Source organism: Marinimicrobium sp. ARAG 43.8 (assembly GCF_050113635.1).
In the GTDB taxonomy this organism is placed as follows: Bacteria; Pseudomonadota; Gammaproteobacteria; order Pseudomonadales; family Cellvibrionaceae; genus Marinimicrobium.
In genome coordinates this window covers 91,141-107,556 of the sequence record NZ_JBNJLT010000001.1, presented here as the reverse complement: position 1 = coordinate 107,556, position 16,416 = coordinate 91,141, and the positions used below count along the sequence as shown (strand labels likewise).

13 protein-coding genes and 1 tRNA gene are annotated in these 16,416 nt (G+C 56.0%); 10 read left to right on the top strand and 4 right to left on the bottom strand.

Features of this window, described 5'->3' with window-relative positions:
* Nucleotides 1-99 precede the first annotated feature (99 nt).
* On the top strand, nucleotides 100-1,584 hold the full coding sequence (locus tag ACQCLF_RS00465; protein ID WP_426984265.1) for an MFS transporter: 1,485 nt from the start codon (nucleotides 100-102) through the stop codon (nucleotides 1,582-1,584).
* Nucleotides 1,585-1,646: 62 nt separating this feature from the next.
* Here ACQCLF_RS00465 and ACQCLF_RS00460 read toward each other — a convergent pair whose 3' ends face one another.
* The 3 genes from ACQCLF_RS00460 to dusA form a co-directional block, all read right to left on the bottom strand.
* Nucleotides 1,647-2,105 (bottom strand): TerB family tellurite resistance protein, encoded by a 459-nt coding sequence (locus ACQCLF_RS00460; RefSeq protein ID WP_426984264.1) that lies wholly within the window; start codon nucleotides 2,103-2,105, stop codon nucleotides 1,647-1,649.
* Between the two features lie 5 nt (nucleotides 2,106-2,110).
* On the bottom strand, nucleotides 2,111-3,067 hold the full coding sequence (gene tal, locus ACQCLF_RS00455) for a transaldolase (RefSeq protein WP_426984263.1): 957 nt from the start codon (nucleotides 3,065-3,067) through the stop codon (nucleotides 2,111-2,113).
* A gap of 184 nt (nucleotides 3,068-3,251) precedes the next feature.
* Nucleotides 3,252-4,265, bottom strand: coding sequence for a tRNA dihydrouridine(20/20a) synthase DusA (dusA, locus tag ACQCLF_RS00450; RefSeq protein ID WP_426984262.1), 1,014 nt, complete (start codon nucleotides 4,263-4,265; stop codon nucleotides 3,252-3,254).
* Nucleotides 4,266-4,395: 130 nt separating this feature from the next.
* On the opposite strand from dusA, the gene ACQCLF_RS00445 reads away from it, so the two are divergent.
* On the top strand, nucleotides 4,396-5,169 hold the full coding sequence (locus ACQCLF_RS00445; protein WP_426984260.1) for a DUF481 domain-containing protein: 774 nt from the start codon (nucleotides 4,396-4,398) through the stop codon (nucleotides 5,167-5,169).
* On the opposite strand, the gene ACQCLF_RS00440 is transcribed toward ACQCLF_RS00445, so the two are convergent.
* Nucleotides 5,170-5,877 carry a glutathione S-transferase N-terminal domain-containing protein gene (locus ACQCLF_RS00440; RefSeq protein ID WP_426984259.1) on the bottom strand — a complete coding sequence of 236 codons (708 nt, stop codon included), beginning with the start codon at nucleotides 5,875-5,877 and terminating at the stop codon, nucleotides 5,170-5,172.
* Between the two features lie 195 nt (nucleotides 5,878-6,072).
* On the opposite strand from ACQCLF_RS00440, the gene acnA reads away from it, so the two are divergent.
* The 8 genes from acnA to ACQCLF_RS00400 all read left to right on the top strand — a co-directional run bounded on the left by acnA (nucleotide 6,073) and on the right by ACQCLF_RS00400 (nucleotide 16,409).
* The gene (gene acnA / locus ACQCLF_RS00435) at nucleotides 6,073-8,811 is read left to right on the top strand and encodes an aconitate hydratase AcnA (protein WP_426984257.1); all 2,739 of its coding nucleotides are present in this window, start codon (nucleotides 6,073-6,075) and stop codon (nucleotides 8,809-8,811) included.
* A gap of 4 nt (nucleotides 8,812-8,815) precedes the next feature.
* Complete coding sequence (gene moaC / locus ACQCLF_RS00430; protein ID WP_426984255.1) at nucleotides 8,816-9,313, top strand: cyclic pyranopterin monophosphate synthase MoaC; 498 nt, start codon at nucleotides 8,816-8,818, stop codon at nucleotides 9,311-9,313.
* The gene (gene moaD, locus ACQCLF_RS00425) at nucleotides 9,310-9,558 is read left to right on the top strand and encodes a molybdopterin converting factor subunit 1 (protein WP_426984253.1); all 249 of its coding nucleotides are present in this window, start codon (nucleotides 9,310-9,312) and stop codon (nucleotides 9,556-9,558) included. Before moaC ends, moaD begins: the two co-directional genes overlap by 4 nt.
* 2 nt (nucleotides 9,559-9,560) lie before the next feature.
* Nucleotides 9,561-10,004, top strand: coding sequence for a molybdopterin synthase catalytic subunit MoaE (moaE, locus tag ACQCLF_RS00420; protein WP_426984252.1), 444 nt, complete (start codon nucleotides 9,561-9,563; stop codon nucleotides 10,002-10,004).
* Nucleotides 10,005-10,052: 48 nt separating this feature from the next.
* Entirely contained in the window at nucleotides 10,053-10,961 is a 909-nt protein-coding gene (locus ACQCLF_RS00415; RefSeq protein WP_426984251.1) for a class I SAM-dependent methyltransferase, read from the top strand.
* A gap of 153 nt (nucleotides 10,962-11,114) precedes the next feature.
* Nucleotides 11,115-12,605 (top strand): glutamate--tRNA ligase, encoded by a 1,491-nt coding sequence (gene gltX, locus ACQCLF_RS00410; protein ID WP_426984249.1) that lies wholly within the window; start codon nucleotides 11,115-11,117, stop codon nucleotides 12,603-12,605.
* A 134-nt stretch (nucleotides 12,606-12,739) separates the two neighbouring features.
* Nucleotides 12,740-12,815: transfer RNA gene (locus ACQCLF_RS00405), tRNA-Ala, on the top strand.
* Nucleotides 12,816-13,346: 531 nt separating this feature from the next.
* Nucleotides 13,347-16,409, top strand: a complete 3,063-nt coding sequence (locus ACQCLF_RS00400; RefSeq protein WP_426984248.1) for a TonB-dependent receptor — start codon at nucleotides 13,347-13,349, stop codon at nucleotides 16,407-16,409.
* Nucleotides 16,410-16,416 lie beyond the last annotated feature (7 nt).

The following is a 16,416-nucleotide window of genomic DNA, read 5'->3' as shown; positions in this document are numbered from 1 at the left end:
TGGAAAAATCGGTTTATACTGCCAATCTTATAGTAATATTAACTATATAGGGCGAAGCCGCCTCTGTTGTCAACGACCTACAATAAGATTCCGAGCATTATGAATAATCAATCGCAGCAACTTACGATCAGAGAGAAGGTCGGCTATAGCCTGGGCGACCTGGCCGCGAACCTGGTCTTTCAGACCATGGTGACCTTCATCGCCTACTACTACACGGACGTGTATAAGCTGGAGGCCAGCACTGCCCAATGGGTTATCGCCACTTGCGGCATTATTGGCGGCGTATTGTTCGCCCCGGTCATGGGTGTGATTGCGGACCGCACTCGCACCCGCTGGGGGCGTTACCGCCCCTGGATTCTATGGACGTCCGTGCCCTTTGGTGTGATGGTGCTGCTGACCTTCACCACGCCCGACTTGAGCTATGACATGAAGGTGGTGTACGCCTTCGCGACCTATCTGGCCCTGGTGACGCTCTATACCGCCAACAACCTGCCTTATTCCTCGCTCAGTGGCGTGCTCACCGGAAATATGTCCCAGCGGAACAGCTTGTCCGCCTATCGGTTCGTGGCGGTGATGGTGGCCCAGTTTATCGTGCAGGTGCTGCTGCGCCCGGTGGTGTTGATCCTCGGTGATGGCGACGAAGCGGTTGGCTTCGAGAAAATCATGATGATTTTCGCCGTGGCGGGGGTGCTCATGTTTTTGATCACCTTCTTCACCACCCGAGAGCGAGTGATGGAGAAGTCGAACGAAACCAGTTCGATTGCGCAAGATCTGGGGGATTTGTTCAAAAACCTGCCCTGGATCATCCTGCTGTTTGTGACGATTCTGGTCTTTACCAACCTGGCGCTTAAGGGTGGTACCTACGTCTATTACTTCAAGTATTACGCCGGTCAGGCCGCGCTGGCCGAATTCCTGAGCGATATCGGTTTTACCGGGATGATTGCCAGTATTCAGGAAATCTGGCCAAACTTTAAATGGCCTGAAGAGCCGGATGCGTCTGCTTTCGGTCTGTTTAATGGCGCGGGTATTATCCTCATGATTGTGGGTATTGGTTTTGCCCGTCCGCTTGCTGACCGGTTCGGGAAACGCAATGTCTACGGGCTTGGGTTGTTTCTGTCGACCTTGCCGTTGCTCGCGTTTATGGTGATTCCGCGTGAGGCCGTGGGCTGGATGTTTGTCTCCCAAATCCTGCACGGTTTCTTCTACGGCGTGACCATTCCGCTGCTGTGGGCGATGACCGCCGATGTGGCCGATTACTCTGAGTGGCGCAATCACCGCCGTGCCACGGGGGTGATTTTCTCCGCTATGATTTTGGGGCTGAAAGGCGGGCTGACTCTCGGCGGTACGCTGGTAGTTGCTATTTTGGCCGCGTACGGTTATGAGGCCGGTCAAGCGGAGCAGAGTGACGATTCCATTCTGGGTATCCGTCTCATGATGAGCCTTTATGCCTCGATTCCTTTCCTGATTGCCTGCGGCTTGCTGTTTTTCTACCGCATCAATAAAGGTATGGAAAACCAGATCGAGAAAGACTTGGGAGAGCGTCGTAACCAGCCCATGCCTGAGCCAGATGAGCCCACCCTGTAAAAGGGGCGGGTTGGCGGATGCGCAATGCGCATCCGCCGTCTGCTAACATTGTTCCCGGTGTCTTAACGTTCCGCGTCCCTCACGGCATTGCGGGCGTGAATAAACATAGAGTGAGACACATAAATTAAATCCGCGACTTTGCGAATCAGCGCCTCTTCATATTTATCCAAGTCCCCATCGGCATAAGCCACTTCCCACATGGATTTGATCAACTCGTACTTCTCGTCTGGTGTACAGGCGTCGTTGATCTGGGTCGTGAATTGATGCAGTGAGGTGGCGTCGTCCTGCTCGGATTTGGCCAGCTCGCTCAGCTCATGGAGCTTTTCTGGCTCAAGGTTGAACTGACGTTGAAGGATCGTGTGCAGGGTCTGGAGTTCGGCGTCATCAAGCAACCGGTCAGCGGTGCCCACTTCGATCAGCAGGGCGGCTACCGCCAACTGTTTCTGCTCCGGAGATAACGCCTGGGCGTTATCGTCCGGTTGCAGGTGTTGCTCAATAAACCGTGAGATTTTGCTCAGCACAACGCTTACGCACGACCTTTGAGCAGGTCTTCCAGCTTGATCTGGTCTTCGGCAAACTTGCGAATGCCTTCCGCCAGTTTCTCGGTGGCCATGGCGTCGTCGTTCAATGCGAAGCGGAAGCTGGATTCGTTGTCATTGGGCTTGGCGATGGACTCACCAGTGTTGTCCGGAGACAGTTTGCGCTCCAGAGTTCCGGTGTCTTTGCTCAGCTCTTCCAGCAGCGCCGGGCTGATGGTCAGGCGGTCACAACCGGCCAGGGCTTCGATTTCGCCCGAGTTGCGGAAGCTTGCACCCATCACCACGGTATCGTAGTTGTGCTGCTTGTAGTAGTTGTAGATGTGACGCACGGACAGTACGCCCGGATCTTCCTCGGCGGTGTAATCGGTTTTTCCGGTGCTGGCTTTGTACCAGTCCAGAATCCGGCCCACGAAGGGTGAGATCAGGTAAGCACCGGCGTCAGCACAAGCCGCAGCCTGGGTGAAGCTGAACAGCAGCGTCAGGTTGCAGTTGATGCCTTCTTTTTGCAGCACTTCGGCGGCACGAATGCCTTCCCAGGTGGAAGCCAGCTTGATCAGAACGCGGTCGCGGCTTACACCGTTTTTCTCGTACAGATCAATCAAATGATGGGCTTTTTCAATACTGGCTTTGGTGTCGAAAGAGAGGCGGGCGTCTACTTCGGTAGAGATCTTGCCCGGAATCAGTTTCAGCACTTCGGTGCCAATAGCGACCGCCAGATGGTCGGAAGCGTAGCTGATCTGCTCGGCATCGCTACCGCCTTCTTTTTTACCAGCGGCGACGGAGGCGTCCACCAATTCTGAGTAACCCGGTACCTGAGCGGCTTTCAGCAGCAGGGAAGGGTTGGTGGTAGCGTCTTGAGGCTGATACTTTTTGATGGCCTCGATTTCGCCGGTATCGGCCACCACGTCGGTCATCTTTTTCAACTGGTCGAGTTTCGTAGTCACTGTTATCCCGTCCTATTACTTGTTGAGTGTGAGTGTCGGTTGGCTCCGGCGCTGCCTCGTTGGCAGCGGAAACCTCCTTGAAGTCTGTTCTTTGGGGTCCCTATTGTATTATAAAATGGCGTCCGAGTTGCAGTGCCGTTGTTCCACGGCTTTCGTTACGGTTGTAGTTCTGGTTTGGGTATCGTCATGAATATTCTATCAGAGAGACTTCTTCTCTGGCTTTTTTCAAGACTTCGAGGCCTGCGCCGGGCTTGAAGGCCTGTTCGCTGATAATGCGGCGGAACTTGCGTCCTCCGGGTCGGCCCTGATAAAGGCCGAGAATATGCCGGGTCATATACTTCAGGGACACGCCCTCGGCCAGCCGGGTTCCAATATAGTCTTCAAAGGCGTCCAAAATCTCTTCTCGGGTGGCGATCGGGCGGTCGGCACCGAACAGACGGTGGTCCACTTCAGCCAGCAAATACGGGTTGGCGTAAATTTCCCGGCCGAGCATGACGCCGTCGAGATCCCGGAGCAGGGTTTCGGATTGCTCCAGGGTGTTTATGCCGCCATTAACGATGATTTCAAGGTCTGGACGCGCCTGTTTCAATCGTTTTACACGGTCGTAATCCAGCGGTGGAATGGTCCGGTTTTCCTTTGGGCTGAGCCCTTGCAGCCAGGCTTTGCGGGCGTGGACGATAAAAGTACGACAGCCAGTGGCCGCCACGGTGTCGACAAAATGGGCCAGCCCCTCTTCGCTGTCCATGTCGTCCACGCCGATGCGGTGCTTGACGGTAATGGGGATAGTCACGGCCTGCTGCATGGCGGCAATGCACTCCGCCACTCGCTCCGGCTCGGTCATTAGGCAGGCGCCGATGCGGTTGTTCTGCACCCGGTCACTCGGGCACCCGCAGTTGAGGTTGACCTCATCGTACCCCCAGTCCTCGGCCATGCGGGCGCATTCGGCCAGCTCGGCGGGATTACTACCGCCCAGCTGCAAGGCCAGGGGATGCTCGGCGGGGTGGAAATCGAGGTGGCGGGGGCGATCCCCGTGGATCAGGGCGCCCGTGGTTACCATCTCGGTGTACAGAAGCGTGTGTTTGCTCAACAAACGCCAAAAGTACCGGCAGTGGGTGTCTGACAGGTCCATCATGGGCGCTGCGCAGAAGCGGCGGCTCAAATCGGCGGAGGGATGGGTGCGCCTGTGGGTCCGGAGCATGGCAACCTGATTGGGATAAAACGTGCATTATATCACCGTTTGCAACACCTAAAAACGGCTCGGGGCGGAAAACGCGGGATGAGTTGTGTAAACTATGGGTTTTATTTAGGCAAACACAGGAAGAGGTATTATGACGTTTCGTATGGCTGCTCTCGTTGCTGGCATCGCGGCAACTTCCGCGGCGCCAGCGTTGCTGGCCCAGGATGTGGAACAAGAAAACCGTAAATGGAAAGCCACGGCTGAAGTGGGTGCTATTTCTACCTCAGGTAACACGGAGACCACCACCTTTCAGGGAAAGCTGGATGCCACTCAGGATCTGAATCGCTGGCGCAACCAATACGTGTTAAGCATTTTGTACACGGAAGATGACATTGAGCAGTCGGATGGCACCACCAGCACAGAAACCACGGCAGAGAAATTCTCCGGCTCGGTGAAAAGCGCCTACAAGATCAACAACGACAACGCCAACTTCTTCGTGTTTGCGTCTCACACCAATGATGAGTTCGGTGCTTATCAAAAGTACACCACACTCGCTCTGGGTTATGGTAACCGGTTGTTCGAGACGTCCACAATGACGCTGGATGCCGAAATCGGTCCGGGTTATTACTGGGCAGAGCAGGATCTTCCCGAACCACAAGGTACTACCGACGAAGAAGGTGCGCTGCTGCGTGCGGCGGCGCAATATGAGTGGCAGGTGTCGGAAACCGCGGACTTCAAGCAAGTTGTCAGTGTGGAAGCGGCGGATGATAATACCCGTACCATTTCCGATACGTCGTTGAGCTTGCGCATTAATGGCGCTCTGCAGATGAAAATCGGCTATACTCTGCAGAACGACTCGGACGTGGCCCCCGGTAAGGAAAAAACGGACACCACGACCTACGCCAACCTGGTCTATAAGTTCTGATCAGCGATCCCGCCCGGCGGGATCACACACCCGTCGAGCCGTCTGGTAGCTGCTGCGCTCGGTGCAGCGGCCCAGCCAGGCGTTCACTGACGGGAACTCCTTGAGTTTCAAGTGCTCGCCCGCTTTGTAGAAGATTTCCAGGCAGTCCACCCAGGGAGCAATCGCCATGTCCGCGATACTGAAGCTCTCTCCCAGCATATAAGCCCGCCCTTTCAAGTGGCGCTCCAGAACCCCTAGCAGTCGGCGCGTTTCATCGCTGTACCGTTGGATCGGGTAGGGGTGCTCGCACTTGTCCCTGGCGTACACATAAAAGTGTCCGAACTGGCCGAACATTGGTCCGATGTGTCCCACCTGGAAAAACAGCCATTGCAGGCAGGCGCTTTTCCCGTCTGGGTCCATCGGCATAAACGTGCGGGTTTTCTCGGCCAGATAGGTAAGAATGGCGGCGGACTCCATCAGGCTGATGGGGCGTCCATCCGGCCCGTCGGGGTCGTACAGCGCGGGGATCTTGCCATTGGGGTTGATCCACTGAAATTCCGGGGTGTGTTGATCGCCCTCCATGATGTTGATCGTATGGGGCTCATAGGGCAAGTGCATCTCTTCCAGTGCCTGTGCCACCTTGATGCCGTTTGGCGTGTTCATTGAGTACAGCTGGATAATGCCTGGCTCTCTCGGGGGCCAGCGGCGGAAAATGGGTGGTGTTGACATATAAACCTCCACTTGAAAGATCTGGCACCTGGGTAAACCTGCCAATGCGCACTTGGATTACCAGCTTAAGGCCCCATATGAGTTAAGGAAAGCCCGAATTTGCATCTCGCCGCTCCGCCCACCGCTGGCGCGGGGCGGCGCTTTCGCCTAATCTCTAAGGCATTGATGGAACCACAAGCAAACCGTGAGGCAGTTATGGCAAATTCCTATCAGACCGTTGATACCCTGAAAGTCGGCGGCAAAGAATATCGTTATTTTCCCTTCTCCGAACTTGAAAAACGCTTCTCCATCCAAAAGCTTCCTTATTCCCTTCGGATTCTTCTCGAGAACTTGCTCCGACATTCGGACACCGGGCTGGTCAGTGAGGCGGACATCGAAGCGCTGGCCGGGTGGGACCCAAAAGCCGACCCCTCTCAGGAAATTGCCTTTGTCCCCGCGCGAGTGGTCCTGCAAGACTTTACTGGCGTGCCCGCGATTGTGGATCTCGCGGCCATGCGCGATGCAGTCAAGGCGCTGGGTGGCAAACCCGAACAGATTAATCCACTCTCGCCGGTAGAGCTGGTAATCGACCACTCGGTGATGGTGGATTACTTTGGAACCGAGCAGTCCTTCGAGAAAAACACGGCCGTTGAAATCGAGCGCAACCGCGAGCGCTATCAGTTCCTGCGGTGGGGACAAAAAGCCTTTGATAACTTCAAAGTGGTGCCGCCCGGCACTGGCATTGTCCACCAAGTGAATCTTGAATACTTGGCGCGAGGCGTTTTCAGTCGCGAGCGCGATGGTGTGCTGGAGGCTTACCCAGATACGCTGGTGGGGACCGACTCCCACACCACCATGATTAATGGCCTCGGCGTGCTCGGCTGGGGTGTGGGCGGCATCGAGGCGGAAGCGGCCATGCTCGGCCAGCCGATTTCCATGCTGATCCCGCAGGTAGTGGGTTTCAAATTGACCGGGGAGCTGCCGGAAGGAGCCACCGCCACTGACCTCGTCCTGACTGTCACGCAAATGTTGCGCAAGCTGGGTGTTGTCGGGAAGTTTGTAGAATTCTTTGGGCCCGGTTTGAAGCATCTCACTCTGGCTGATCGGGCCACCATCGGCAATATGGCGCCGGAGTACGGTGCCACCTGCGGCATTTTTCCAGTGGATCAACAGACGCTCGATTACTTGTCATTCACGGGCCGCTCCGAAGAGCAGGTGGAACTGGTCGAGCAATATATGAAGGCTATGGGCCTGTGGCACGACGATAACTCAGCGGATGCCGAGTACAGCGATGTATTGGAACTGGATCTCGGCACCGTCGAGCCTTCCATTGCCGGACCCAAACGACCTCAGGACCGCATTGCGCTGGATAAGGCCAAGTCGGCGTTTCACGACGTACTGAATGAAATGGATCGCCATCGGCGGAATACCATCGCCTCCACCGAGGAAGATTTCGCGGCTGAGGGTGGCGCGGCGGCCGTTGGCGGCGTACCGCTGTCTGATCAAGGGGCTGTGGAGGTTCAGTATAACGGCGAAGAGTTCCTGTTGAAGAACGGCGCGGTCGTCATTGCGGCGATTACCAGTTGCACCAATACCTCTAACCCGGCGGTATTGATGGCCGCTGGCTTGCTGGCCAGAAATGCCCGCAAGAAAGGGTTGAAAAGCAAACCCTGGGTAAAAACCAGTTTGGCGCCTGGCTCTAAAGTGGTAACCGACTATCTGGAAAAAGCCGGGTTGATGGATGAGTTGGAAAGTCTTGGCTTTTACCTGGTGGGTTATGGCTGCACCACGTGTATTGGTAACTCAGGTCCGCTGCCCGAAGAGATTCATGCCGCGATTCAGGAAGGGGATTTGACGGTTACTTCCGTATTGTCCGGTAACCGCAACTTTGAGGGGCGCATTCACCCCGATGTGCGCGCCAACTATCTCGCCTCACCGCCGCTCGTTGTCGCCTATGCGCTGGCGGGGAGCATGGATGTCGATCTGAGAAAAGAACCACTGGGTTATGATGCAGACAGCAAGCCGGTTTACCTGAAAGATATCTGGCCCACGACGGAAGACATCGATAACGCCATCGCCGATAACCTCGAGCCGGAAATGTTCGCGGAGAAATACGCGGACGTCTTCAGTGGCGATGAGAACTGGCAAGCGCTGCCGGTTGAAGAAAGCCAGCTCTATGCCTGGCCAGACTCCAATTATGTGCGCAAACCGCCATTCTTCGAAGGCATGAATAAACAGCCTGGCGAGGTTCAGGCCATCAAAGGCGCACGCTGTCTGGTCAAGGTGGGCGATAGCATTACTACCGACCATATTTCGCCGGCCGGTGCTATCATGCCGGACAGCCCGGCGGGTCTTTATCTGCAAGAGCAGGGGGTTGATCCGAAAGACTTTAACTCCTACGGCTCGCGTCGCGGTAACCACGAAGTGATGATGCGCGGCACCTTTGCCAACGTGCGCCTGAAAAACCAAATGGCGGCCGGCACGGAAGGAAGCTGGACAACCTACTTGCCGGAGAATAAAGTCATCAGCATTTTCGATGCGGCCGAGCGCTATCGCAAAGACGGCACGCCACTGGTGGTGCTTGCCGGTAAAGAGTACGGGTCGGGCTCATCCCGTGACTGGGCCGCCAAGGGACCTTCCTTGCTGGGGGTGAAAGCCGCCATCGCCGAAAGCTACGAACGTATCCATCGCTCTAACCTGGTCGGTATGGGGATCGTACCGCTACAGTTCGCTGACGGCGATTCGGTGGAGTCCCTCGGGCTAACCGGCGAGGAAGTGTTCGACATCCCCGCCGTCGAGGCCGACACCAAAGAAGTGGACGTCAAAGCGACTGGTGAGGATGGCAAGGTCAAAACGTTCAAAGCGCGCGTGCGCATCGATACGCCGAACGAATTTGCCTACTTCCAGAACGGCGGCATTTTGCATTATGTACTGCGCAACCTCGCGAACCAGTAGCGTCATGAGCCTGACCCATACCGATGATCATGGTCGTGCCACCATGGTGGATGTTTCCGCCAAGGTGCCGACCGCGCGGGAAGCGCGTGCGGAAGCCGTTGTTCGCATGCAGCCAGCGACCCTTGCGCTGATTCGCGAGAATGGACTGAAAAAGGGCGACGTGCTGGCGGTGGCGCGTATCGCGGGCATTCAGGGTGCTAAGAAAAGCGCCGAGCTGATTCCTTTGTGTCACCCGCTGGCGCTGAGCAAGGTTGATGTCGCCTTCGAGCTTCTCGATAGCCCGCCGCGCATTCGCATTGAAACCCGCTGTAAAGTCACAGGCCAAACCGGCGTCGAGATGGAAGCGCTGACCGCCGCGAGTGTGGCAGCGCTGACCATCTATGACATGTGTAAAGCCGCGGATCAGGGGATGGTAATTGAGTCAATCTGTTTGCTGGAGAAAACCGGTGGACGACGAGGGCACTATCGGCGGGATCTGACCGAGCCGGGAGAACGCACATGATCGACGTGTTGTTTTTCGCCCGACTGCGGGAAGAACTCCAGTGTGACCGTACCCAGCTGGAGGCGGTGGCGCAGGATACGGTCACCAATATCCGCGAGCGTCTCATTGCGCTGAATCCGCAGTGGCGTGAGCCACTGAGCCGGGCCGGGATTTTGTTTGCGGTGAATCAAACGCTGGTGTCCTCGGAGCATTCAGTACACGATGGTGATGAAGTGGCCTTTATGCCACCGGTCACCGGGGGCTGACGATGATTGCTGTGCAGACCGCGCCCTTTGACGTGGGTACAGAATATGAGCGACTGGTAGGCGGCGATGTGGACGCCGGTGCTGCCGTTTTTTTTGTGGGCCGCGTGCGAGCCAACAATCACGGTCGCCAAGTAACGGGGCTCACCCTTGAGCATTATCCCGGTATGACGGAAAACACCTTGAGCGGCATCGTAGAAGATGCGCGGCAACGGTGGACGCTGGGTCGGGTAAACATTATTCATCGAGTCGGCACTTTGCATTTGGGCGAACCCATTGTCTGGGTTGGAGTAACCAGCACACACCGCGAAGCCTCGTTCGCCGCCGCTGAATTTATTATGGATTACCTCAAAAATCGTGCGCCGTTTTGGAAACGGGAAGAGACTGCAGACGGTGCGATCTGGGTAGACGCTCAGGAAAAAGATCAAGAAGCGCTGAAGCGCTGGTAAAACATTTCCACAAAGTGCTTTTTTATAAATTAATAACCGGAGGCTTTTATGAAGTGGTCAAAACCCTTGGTCGGGCTGGCGGCCTGTTGTGCGCTGGTGGCTTGTGATACCAGCGACGAAACAACCCCCAAAACCAGTGAGACACCCTCGCGTGAAGCGCAGGCTCGTGAAAGCGCACCGATGAAAAGCGAAACGATGGGCGAAACCATCCTGGAGATTATGGCCAGCCCGCATCGCAGCGACACGAACCGCGAGCGTGATCAGTATCGCAACCCGGAAGAAACCTTGTTTTTCTTCGAGTTGAAACCCGAGCATACCGTGATGGAAGTTAATCCCGGTGGTGGCTGGTACATGGAAATCATCGCGCCTTTTGTGCGGGACAAGGGCCACTACATTGCGGCCACACCCGACCCTTCCCTGGACGGCATGCCAGGCTATGTGGAGCGACAGGCCACCAGCATCCAGGCACGCATTGACGATCAGAAAAACATCTATGGTGATGCCGAAATGCGGCTCTACAACCCGGCAGCGCCTGAGCTCGGTGAGCCCGAGTCGGTCGACCGCGTACTGACGTTCCGCAACGTTCACGGCTGGATTGGAGCCGAGCAGGCGCAGGGAATGTTTGAGGCCTTTGCGCGCGTGTTGAAGCCCGGCGGTATGCTTGGTGTGGTTCAACACCGTGCGGAAGATGGCTCTGCCGCCGAAAAAACGACCGGTACCGGTTACGTCTCTGAAGCGACTGTGATTAAACTGGCCGAAGAGGCCGGGTTGGAGCTGGATGGTCGCAGTAACCTGAACGCCAACCCGAAGGACACCCGCGACTATGAACAAGGTGTCTGGACCTTGCCTCCAACGTTGCGCCTGGGCGAGCAAAACCGCGAAGAGTATCTCTCCATTGGCGAGAGCGATCGCATGACGTTACGGTTTATTAAGCCCGCCAAACCCGCTGAAGAATAAGTGGGACGAGGTTGATCGTATGCCGGTGCGGGCAATGGTCCGCACCGGCCCTTCTGTGTTGTCTGCCTGACCCCAACGCCACATCGCGCCTGTCGCCCGGCTCACGTATAATGCCGCCCCAATGTCCTGTTCACCAACCTGCGGAAAGCTATTATGACCGTTCGCACCCGAATTGCGCCCTCGCCGACGGGCGATCCCCACGTCGGAACTGCCTACATTGCCTTGTTCAACCTGTGTTTTGCCCGGCAACACGGCGGCCAGTTCCTGCTGCGCATTGAAGATACCGACCAGACCCGCAGCACCCCCGAATCCGAGCAGGCCATTCTCGACAGCTTGCGCTGGTTGGGTATTGAGTGGGACGAAGGGCCGGACGTTGGAGGCGATAGCGGACCATATCGACAAAGCGAGCGCATGGACATTTACCGCGGCTACGCCGAGGAACTGGTTGAGAAAGGCCATGCCTTCTACTGCTTCGCCACGGCGGAAGAGCTGGATCAAATGCGCGCTGAGCAGCAGGCACGGGGCGAAACCCCCAAATATGACGGTCGCGGGCTGAAGCTGTCCGATGCCGAAATACGACAGCGTCTGGCGGCTGGTGAACCTTATGTGATCCGCATGAAAGTGCCGGAAGAGGGCGTCTGCAAGGTGCAGGACATGCTGCGCGGCGACATCGACATCGACTGGACGCAAGTGGATATGCAGGTGCTACTCAAGGCCGATGGCATGCCGACCTACCACTTGGCCAACGTGGTCGACGACCACCTGATGGGCATCACCCACGTTATCCGTGGGGAAGAGTGGATCAACTCCGCCCCCAAACACTTGAAACTGTACGAATATTTTGGCTGGGAAACGCCGGTGCTGTGTCACCTGCCGCTGCTGCGCAACCCGGACAAATCCAAGCTCAGCAAGCGCAAAAATCCCACCAGCATTTTGTACTACCAGCGCGCCGGGTTCCTGCCGGAAGCGCTGCTCAACTATTTGGGCCGCATGGGCTGGTCCATGCCCGATGAGAGGGAAAAGTTCACGTTGGAAGAAATGCAGGCCAATTTCGACATCAACCGGGTCTCCCTGGGCGGCCCCATCTTCGATGTGGAGAAGCTGTCCTGGCTCAACGGCCTCTGGATTCGTGAAAACCTCTCCGTCGAACAGCTGGCCGACCGCCTTCAGCAGTGGGTTTTTAATCGGGACAACCTGCTCCAGGTGTTGCCTCACGCTCAGGCCCGTATGGAAACCCTGGGTGACTTCGCCCCCCTGGTGAGCTTCCTCGCCTCAGGCAATCTCGGCCTGACCGAGGTCCATTTCAGCGGTAATAAACTGGAGCTGGATGACCAAAAACGCGTACTGCAGTTTGCCCTTTGGCGTCTGGAAGCGCTGCGCTACTGGGAGCGCGATGCCATCTTCCAAACCCTGAAAGGGCTGGCGGATGCGATGGACATCAAACTGAAAGACTTCCTGGCGCCACTGTTCGTGGCGATCTCTGGCACCACCGCTTCTTTCTCGGTTATGGACGCCATGGTACTGCTCGGGCCGGACATGAGCCGCGCCCGGCTCCGCCAGGCGCTGGAAGTGCTGGGCGGCATCGGTAAAAAGCAGCTTAAAAAGCTGGAAAAGGCCTACCAAGCGCTGGAAGCCGAGGCCTGAAAGCGGGTAAGTAGAGGGCAAGTATCGAGAAAAGTGCCTAAAAATCAATTTGTTAGGATTTTTGGCCCATCCAGTCTTGACAGTCGGGGACGGGGTGCTACAATGCGCCCCGCTTCCAACGAAGCACCACTTTTGGGGCCTTAGCTCAGCTGGGAGAGCGCAACACTGGCAGTGTTGAGGTCAGCGGTTCGATCCCGCTAGGCTCCACCACAAAACGCTGTTAAATCAGCAGCTTAAAAGCCCGCTAACTTAGCGGGCTTTTTTGTGTCTGTTTGTTGGGTGAGGACTACTCGTAAGCATAAAAAACCGAATTGGGATGGCATGAATTTCTTCATGCGACGCCGCTTTATCAGATCCTCTACAGCCCTGATTTTACGGTTTCTCCGGCACCAAAACAGGGCGCCACCAACATTTTTAGCATTTCCCGAGTGCAAAAAACCGTAAAGCGGTTGCCTTATGGTTTTTTTCGTAATATCCTTTGTATCGCCTGTAATCGGTTACAAAAAATGGTATTCAGGTCTCTTACATTGTCCTGAAAAATAAGCCTGATCTCCGGGTTTTTGGTTGAAATGGGTATAGATTTACAAAAAGTGCTCATTTTTTCGCCGATATTGGTAAGGTGGCTAGGATGCCTTATATGATCATCGATCATCATTTTGGCGCAGCCAGGATGTAGCCACGACCCGAGAATCAAGCATTTGGGCCAATGATAAAAACTCAATGCTGTGATAGGAGAGTTCCATGACATCCCCAAAAATGCATTTTCATAAGAAAATCATTCCGGCGGTTGTTGCGGCGTGTGCGGTAGGCGGTATGTCTGCTCAGGCGCTGGCACAACAAAATGACGGAATGCTGTTGGAAGAAGTGGTGGTAACTGGCGTACGTAGTGCCCAGGAAACCGCTGTAAACGTCAAGCGTGACGCCGATTCCATCGTAGACGCCATTTCCGCCGAAGACATCGGTAAACTGCCGGATGTCACCATTACCGACTCTCTGCAGCGGATCAGTGGTGTTCAGGTGCGCCGCACCGCCGGTGAAGGTGGTTCGCTGAACATTCGCGGCCTGGCCCAGGTTCAAACAACGCTGAATGGCGAGTCCTACCTGGGCGCTAACTCCATTACCAGCGTTCAGCCCAACTTCTCGGACATTCCGTCCCAGTTGTTCTCTGGCACCACAGTGATTAAATCCCAAACCGCCGAGAACCATCCGGGCGGCATCAGCGGTGTTGTCGATCTGCAAACCTATCGTCCGCTGGACAGCGGCTTCGATCAGGGCTGGACCTTGTCCGGCGCCGTGCAGGGGACTCGCGGTACTGAAACTGAAAAAAACGATCCCTCATTGAATTTCCTGGCCAACTGGCGCAATGACCGCATGGGTTTCATGCTGTCTTTCGCACACCAGAAATCCAATCTGGCCAATACCTACTCTGGCATGAATGGCGATGGAGGCTGGACCGGTTTTGCCAACGAAAGCTACACCGGCGGCAACTATGGTTGGGTCAGCGAAGACACCCAGCTCGGTGGTATGGGTGATCGCATCAATGGCGAAGGCATTGACGTAAACGGTAACGGCACCGTCGGCGACAGCTTCTGGGCTTACCAGGGCCATGCGGCGTTCAACCGTGCTTCGGAGCGTGAGCGCAACGGCGTTAACGCCGCGTTCCAGGTAGATCTGGGCAATGGTTTTGAATTGGTCACTGAAGCGTTCTACACCAAGATGGAAGATTACGACCGTCAAATGGGTGTAGCGTTCACCGATAAGTGGAACCGTTGGGACTGGGCCTACCCGAGCGTCAGCACACCTAAAGGTGTAAACGTAAGCGGTGGTGAACTGCACACCGTTCAGGAGTTCACCGGTAACGGCATGCGTCTGAAGTCCTACTCCGATGTGGCTGCGACCGAAGCGGAGTCCCAGAACTTCAACATTGAATTGAACTACGACAATGGTGGTCCGTTCATTGGTAGCGCACGCTTTGTTCACGGCAGTGCCGAACAAGAGCAGCTGAACAGCTACATGGATATCGACGCGGCGAACGGCAGTCAGTGGGGCGTTGAATGCCAGCTGTACCCGGCTGGAACGGCCGGCGAACAAGGCGACTGCGCCGATGGCCGTCTGCAAACCAACCCGAATGGCTACCAGGGCTTCCCGGTTCTGACCGTCAATTACGAAGGCAGCAACCCGCATTGGAGCGGTTGGGATAACAACGCCAACCTGGATCGTGATGGCCAGGCTCAAGCCGGTATTCCGGCGCGCAGTCTGCAAAGCTACCTTGACGACGTAAACAGCTATTCTGTGGGCGCGTTTGCTTCTGAGAACAACTTCCTGCGCGAAGGCGACTTGAATGTGGCCCGTTTTGACGGCAGCTATGAGTTGAACGTGGGCGTATTGGACTCCATTGATTTCGGTATCCGTTACAGCGAGCGCAGCGTTGATAACTTTGAGTTCGACCTGATGTCGCCCAGCAATGGCTGTGACGTTAAGTGGAAAGCCACCGACGTGGTACTCAATGGCGGCGATATTGAAGGCGCCTGTACTGCTGGTGAAGGTGGTGAGTTCTACACCGCGGGTAACCCGACGCCGCTGTCCAGCCTGGACCCGGTTCTCGTTACTGATTACGGCAGTGCTACCGGTATCCCGGCGGTGTGGACCGTGAATCCGGAAAGCATGGATGACGTTGAGTCTTACCACAATGGTCTGTATCCCGGTACTTACCGTGCTATCAATCCCGGTCGTTCTTACGGGGTGGATCTGGATGAGTTGAGTACTTATGCCAAGGCTAACTTCTCCTACGGCATCATGAGCGGTAACCTGGGTCTGCGTGTTGTGGAAACCGACTTGACGGTTGACCAGTACCAGGTTGGCAATCCGCAGCCGTATGGTGCCGCTAACGAAAGCCTGGGTACGCGCCAGATCGAGCGCTCATACTCTGATGTTCTGCCGTCATTGAACGTGCGTTTTGATTTGACTGACGACTTGACGCTGCGGGCCGCCTTTGCGGAAACCATGGCACCCCTGGATCTGGCTCAGTGGGGTTCTGGCCTGTCACCCAACTATGCCATTGATGGCGAGCCGGGCAGCCCGACTTACCAGCAGTTCATCGTGACTGGCGGTAACTCTGATGGTAACCCGGATCTGGATCCGTGGCGCGCCCGTAACTACGACCTGTCTCTTGAGTACTATCTGGGGCCTGCCAGTGCCTTGAGCGCCGGCCTGTTCTACATCGATGTGGACAGCTTCATTGAAAGCGGATCGGTGATGATGGAGCTGCCGGATCAGGATGGCGTTGTGCGTCGTTCGGTGTCGGTGTCCACCAGCACTCAGGGTGAAGGCGGTGAGTTGAAAGGTGTCGAGCTGAGTGCCAAGCTGGCCTTCGGTGACTTCTGGTACGACTCTGTGCTGGAAAACTTCGGTACTGATGTAAACTACACATACTCCCCGAGTGAGTCTGGTAACCTGGATCTGAATGGTGGCGACCTGCCGTTCCAGGACAACTCCGAACACGTGTTCAACCTGGTGGGTTGGTACGAAGCCGGGCCGTTCCAGGCGCGTGTAGCGTACAACTACCGCAGCGAGCGCGTGGCCGGTTACAACCAGACTTGGGGTAACGGTGCTTTGTGGCAGGAAGCGACCGGTTATGTTGACCTGTCAGCCAGCTACGACATCAATGATGCGGTCAGCGTGTTCTTCAACGCTTCCAACATCACTGAGGAAAAAGAGCAATACTACCTTGAGTACGAAGACCAGTTCGCCTGGCAGTACGAGTACGAAGCTCGCTATACCCTGGGTGTTCGCGCTACCTTCTAAGGTGGTC

Coding starts and splice junctions, on each gene's coding strand:
- moaD (WP_426984253.1), top strand. CDS start 9,310: ATGATCGACGTGTTGTTTTTCGCCCGACTGCGGGAAGAACTCCAGTGT.
- ACQCLF_RS00415 (WP_426984251.1), top strand. CDS start 10,053: ATGAAGTGGTCAAAACCCTTGGTCGGGCTGGCGGCCTGTTGTGCGCTG.
- ACQCLF_RS00465 (WP_426984265.1), top strand. CDS start 100: ATGAATAATCAATCGCAGCAACTTACGATCAGAGAGAAGGTCGGCTAT.
- ACQCLF_RS00400 (WP_426984248.1), top strand. CDS start 13,347: ATGACATCCCCAAAAATGCATTTTCATAAGAAAATCATTCCGGCGGTT.
- gltX (WP_426984249.1), top strand. CDS start 11,115: ATGACCGTTCGCACCCGAATTGCGCCCTCGCCGACGGGCGATCCCCAC.
- moaE (WP_426984252.1), top strand. CDS start 9,561: ATGATTGCTGTGCAGACCGCGCCCTTTGACGTGGGTACAGAATATGAG.
- dusA (WP_426984262.1), bottom strand. CDS start 4,265: ATGCTCCGGACCCACAGGCGCACCCATCCCTCCGCCGATTTGAGCCGC.
- moaC (WP_426984255.1), top strand. CDS start 8,816: ATGAGCCTGACCCATACCGATGATCATGGTCGTGCCACCATGGTGGAT.
- ACQCLF_RS00440 (WP_426984259.1), bottom strand. CDS start 5,877: ATGTCAACACCACCCATTTTCCGCCGCTGGCCCCCGAGAGAGCCAGGC.
- acnA (WP_426984257.1), top strand. CDS start 6,073: ATGGCAAATTCCTATCAGACCGTTGATACCCTGAAAGTCGGCGGCAAA.
- ACQCLF_RS00445 (WP_426984260.1), top strand. CDS start 4,396: ATGACGTTTCGTATGGCTGCTCTCGTTGCTGGCATCGCGGCAACTTCC.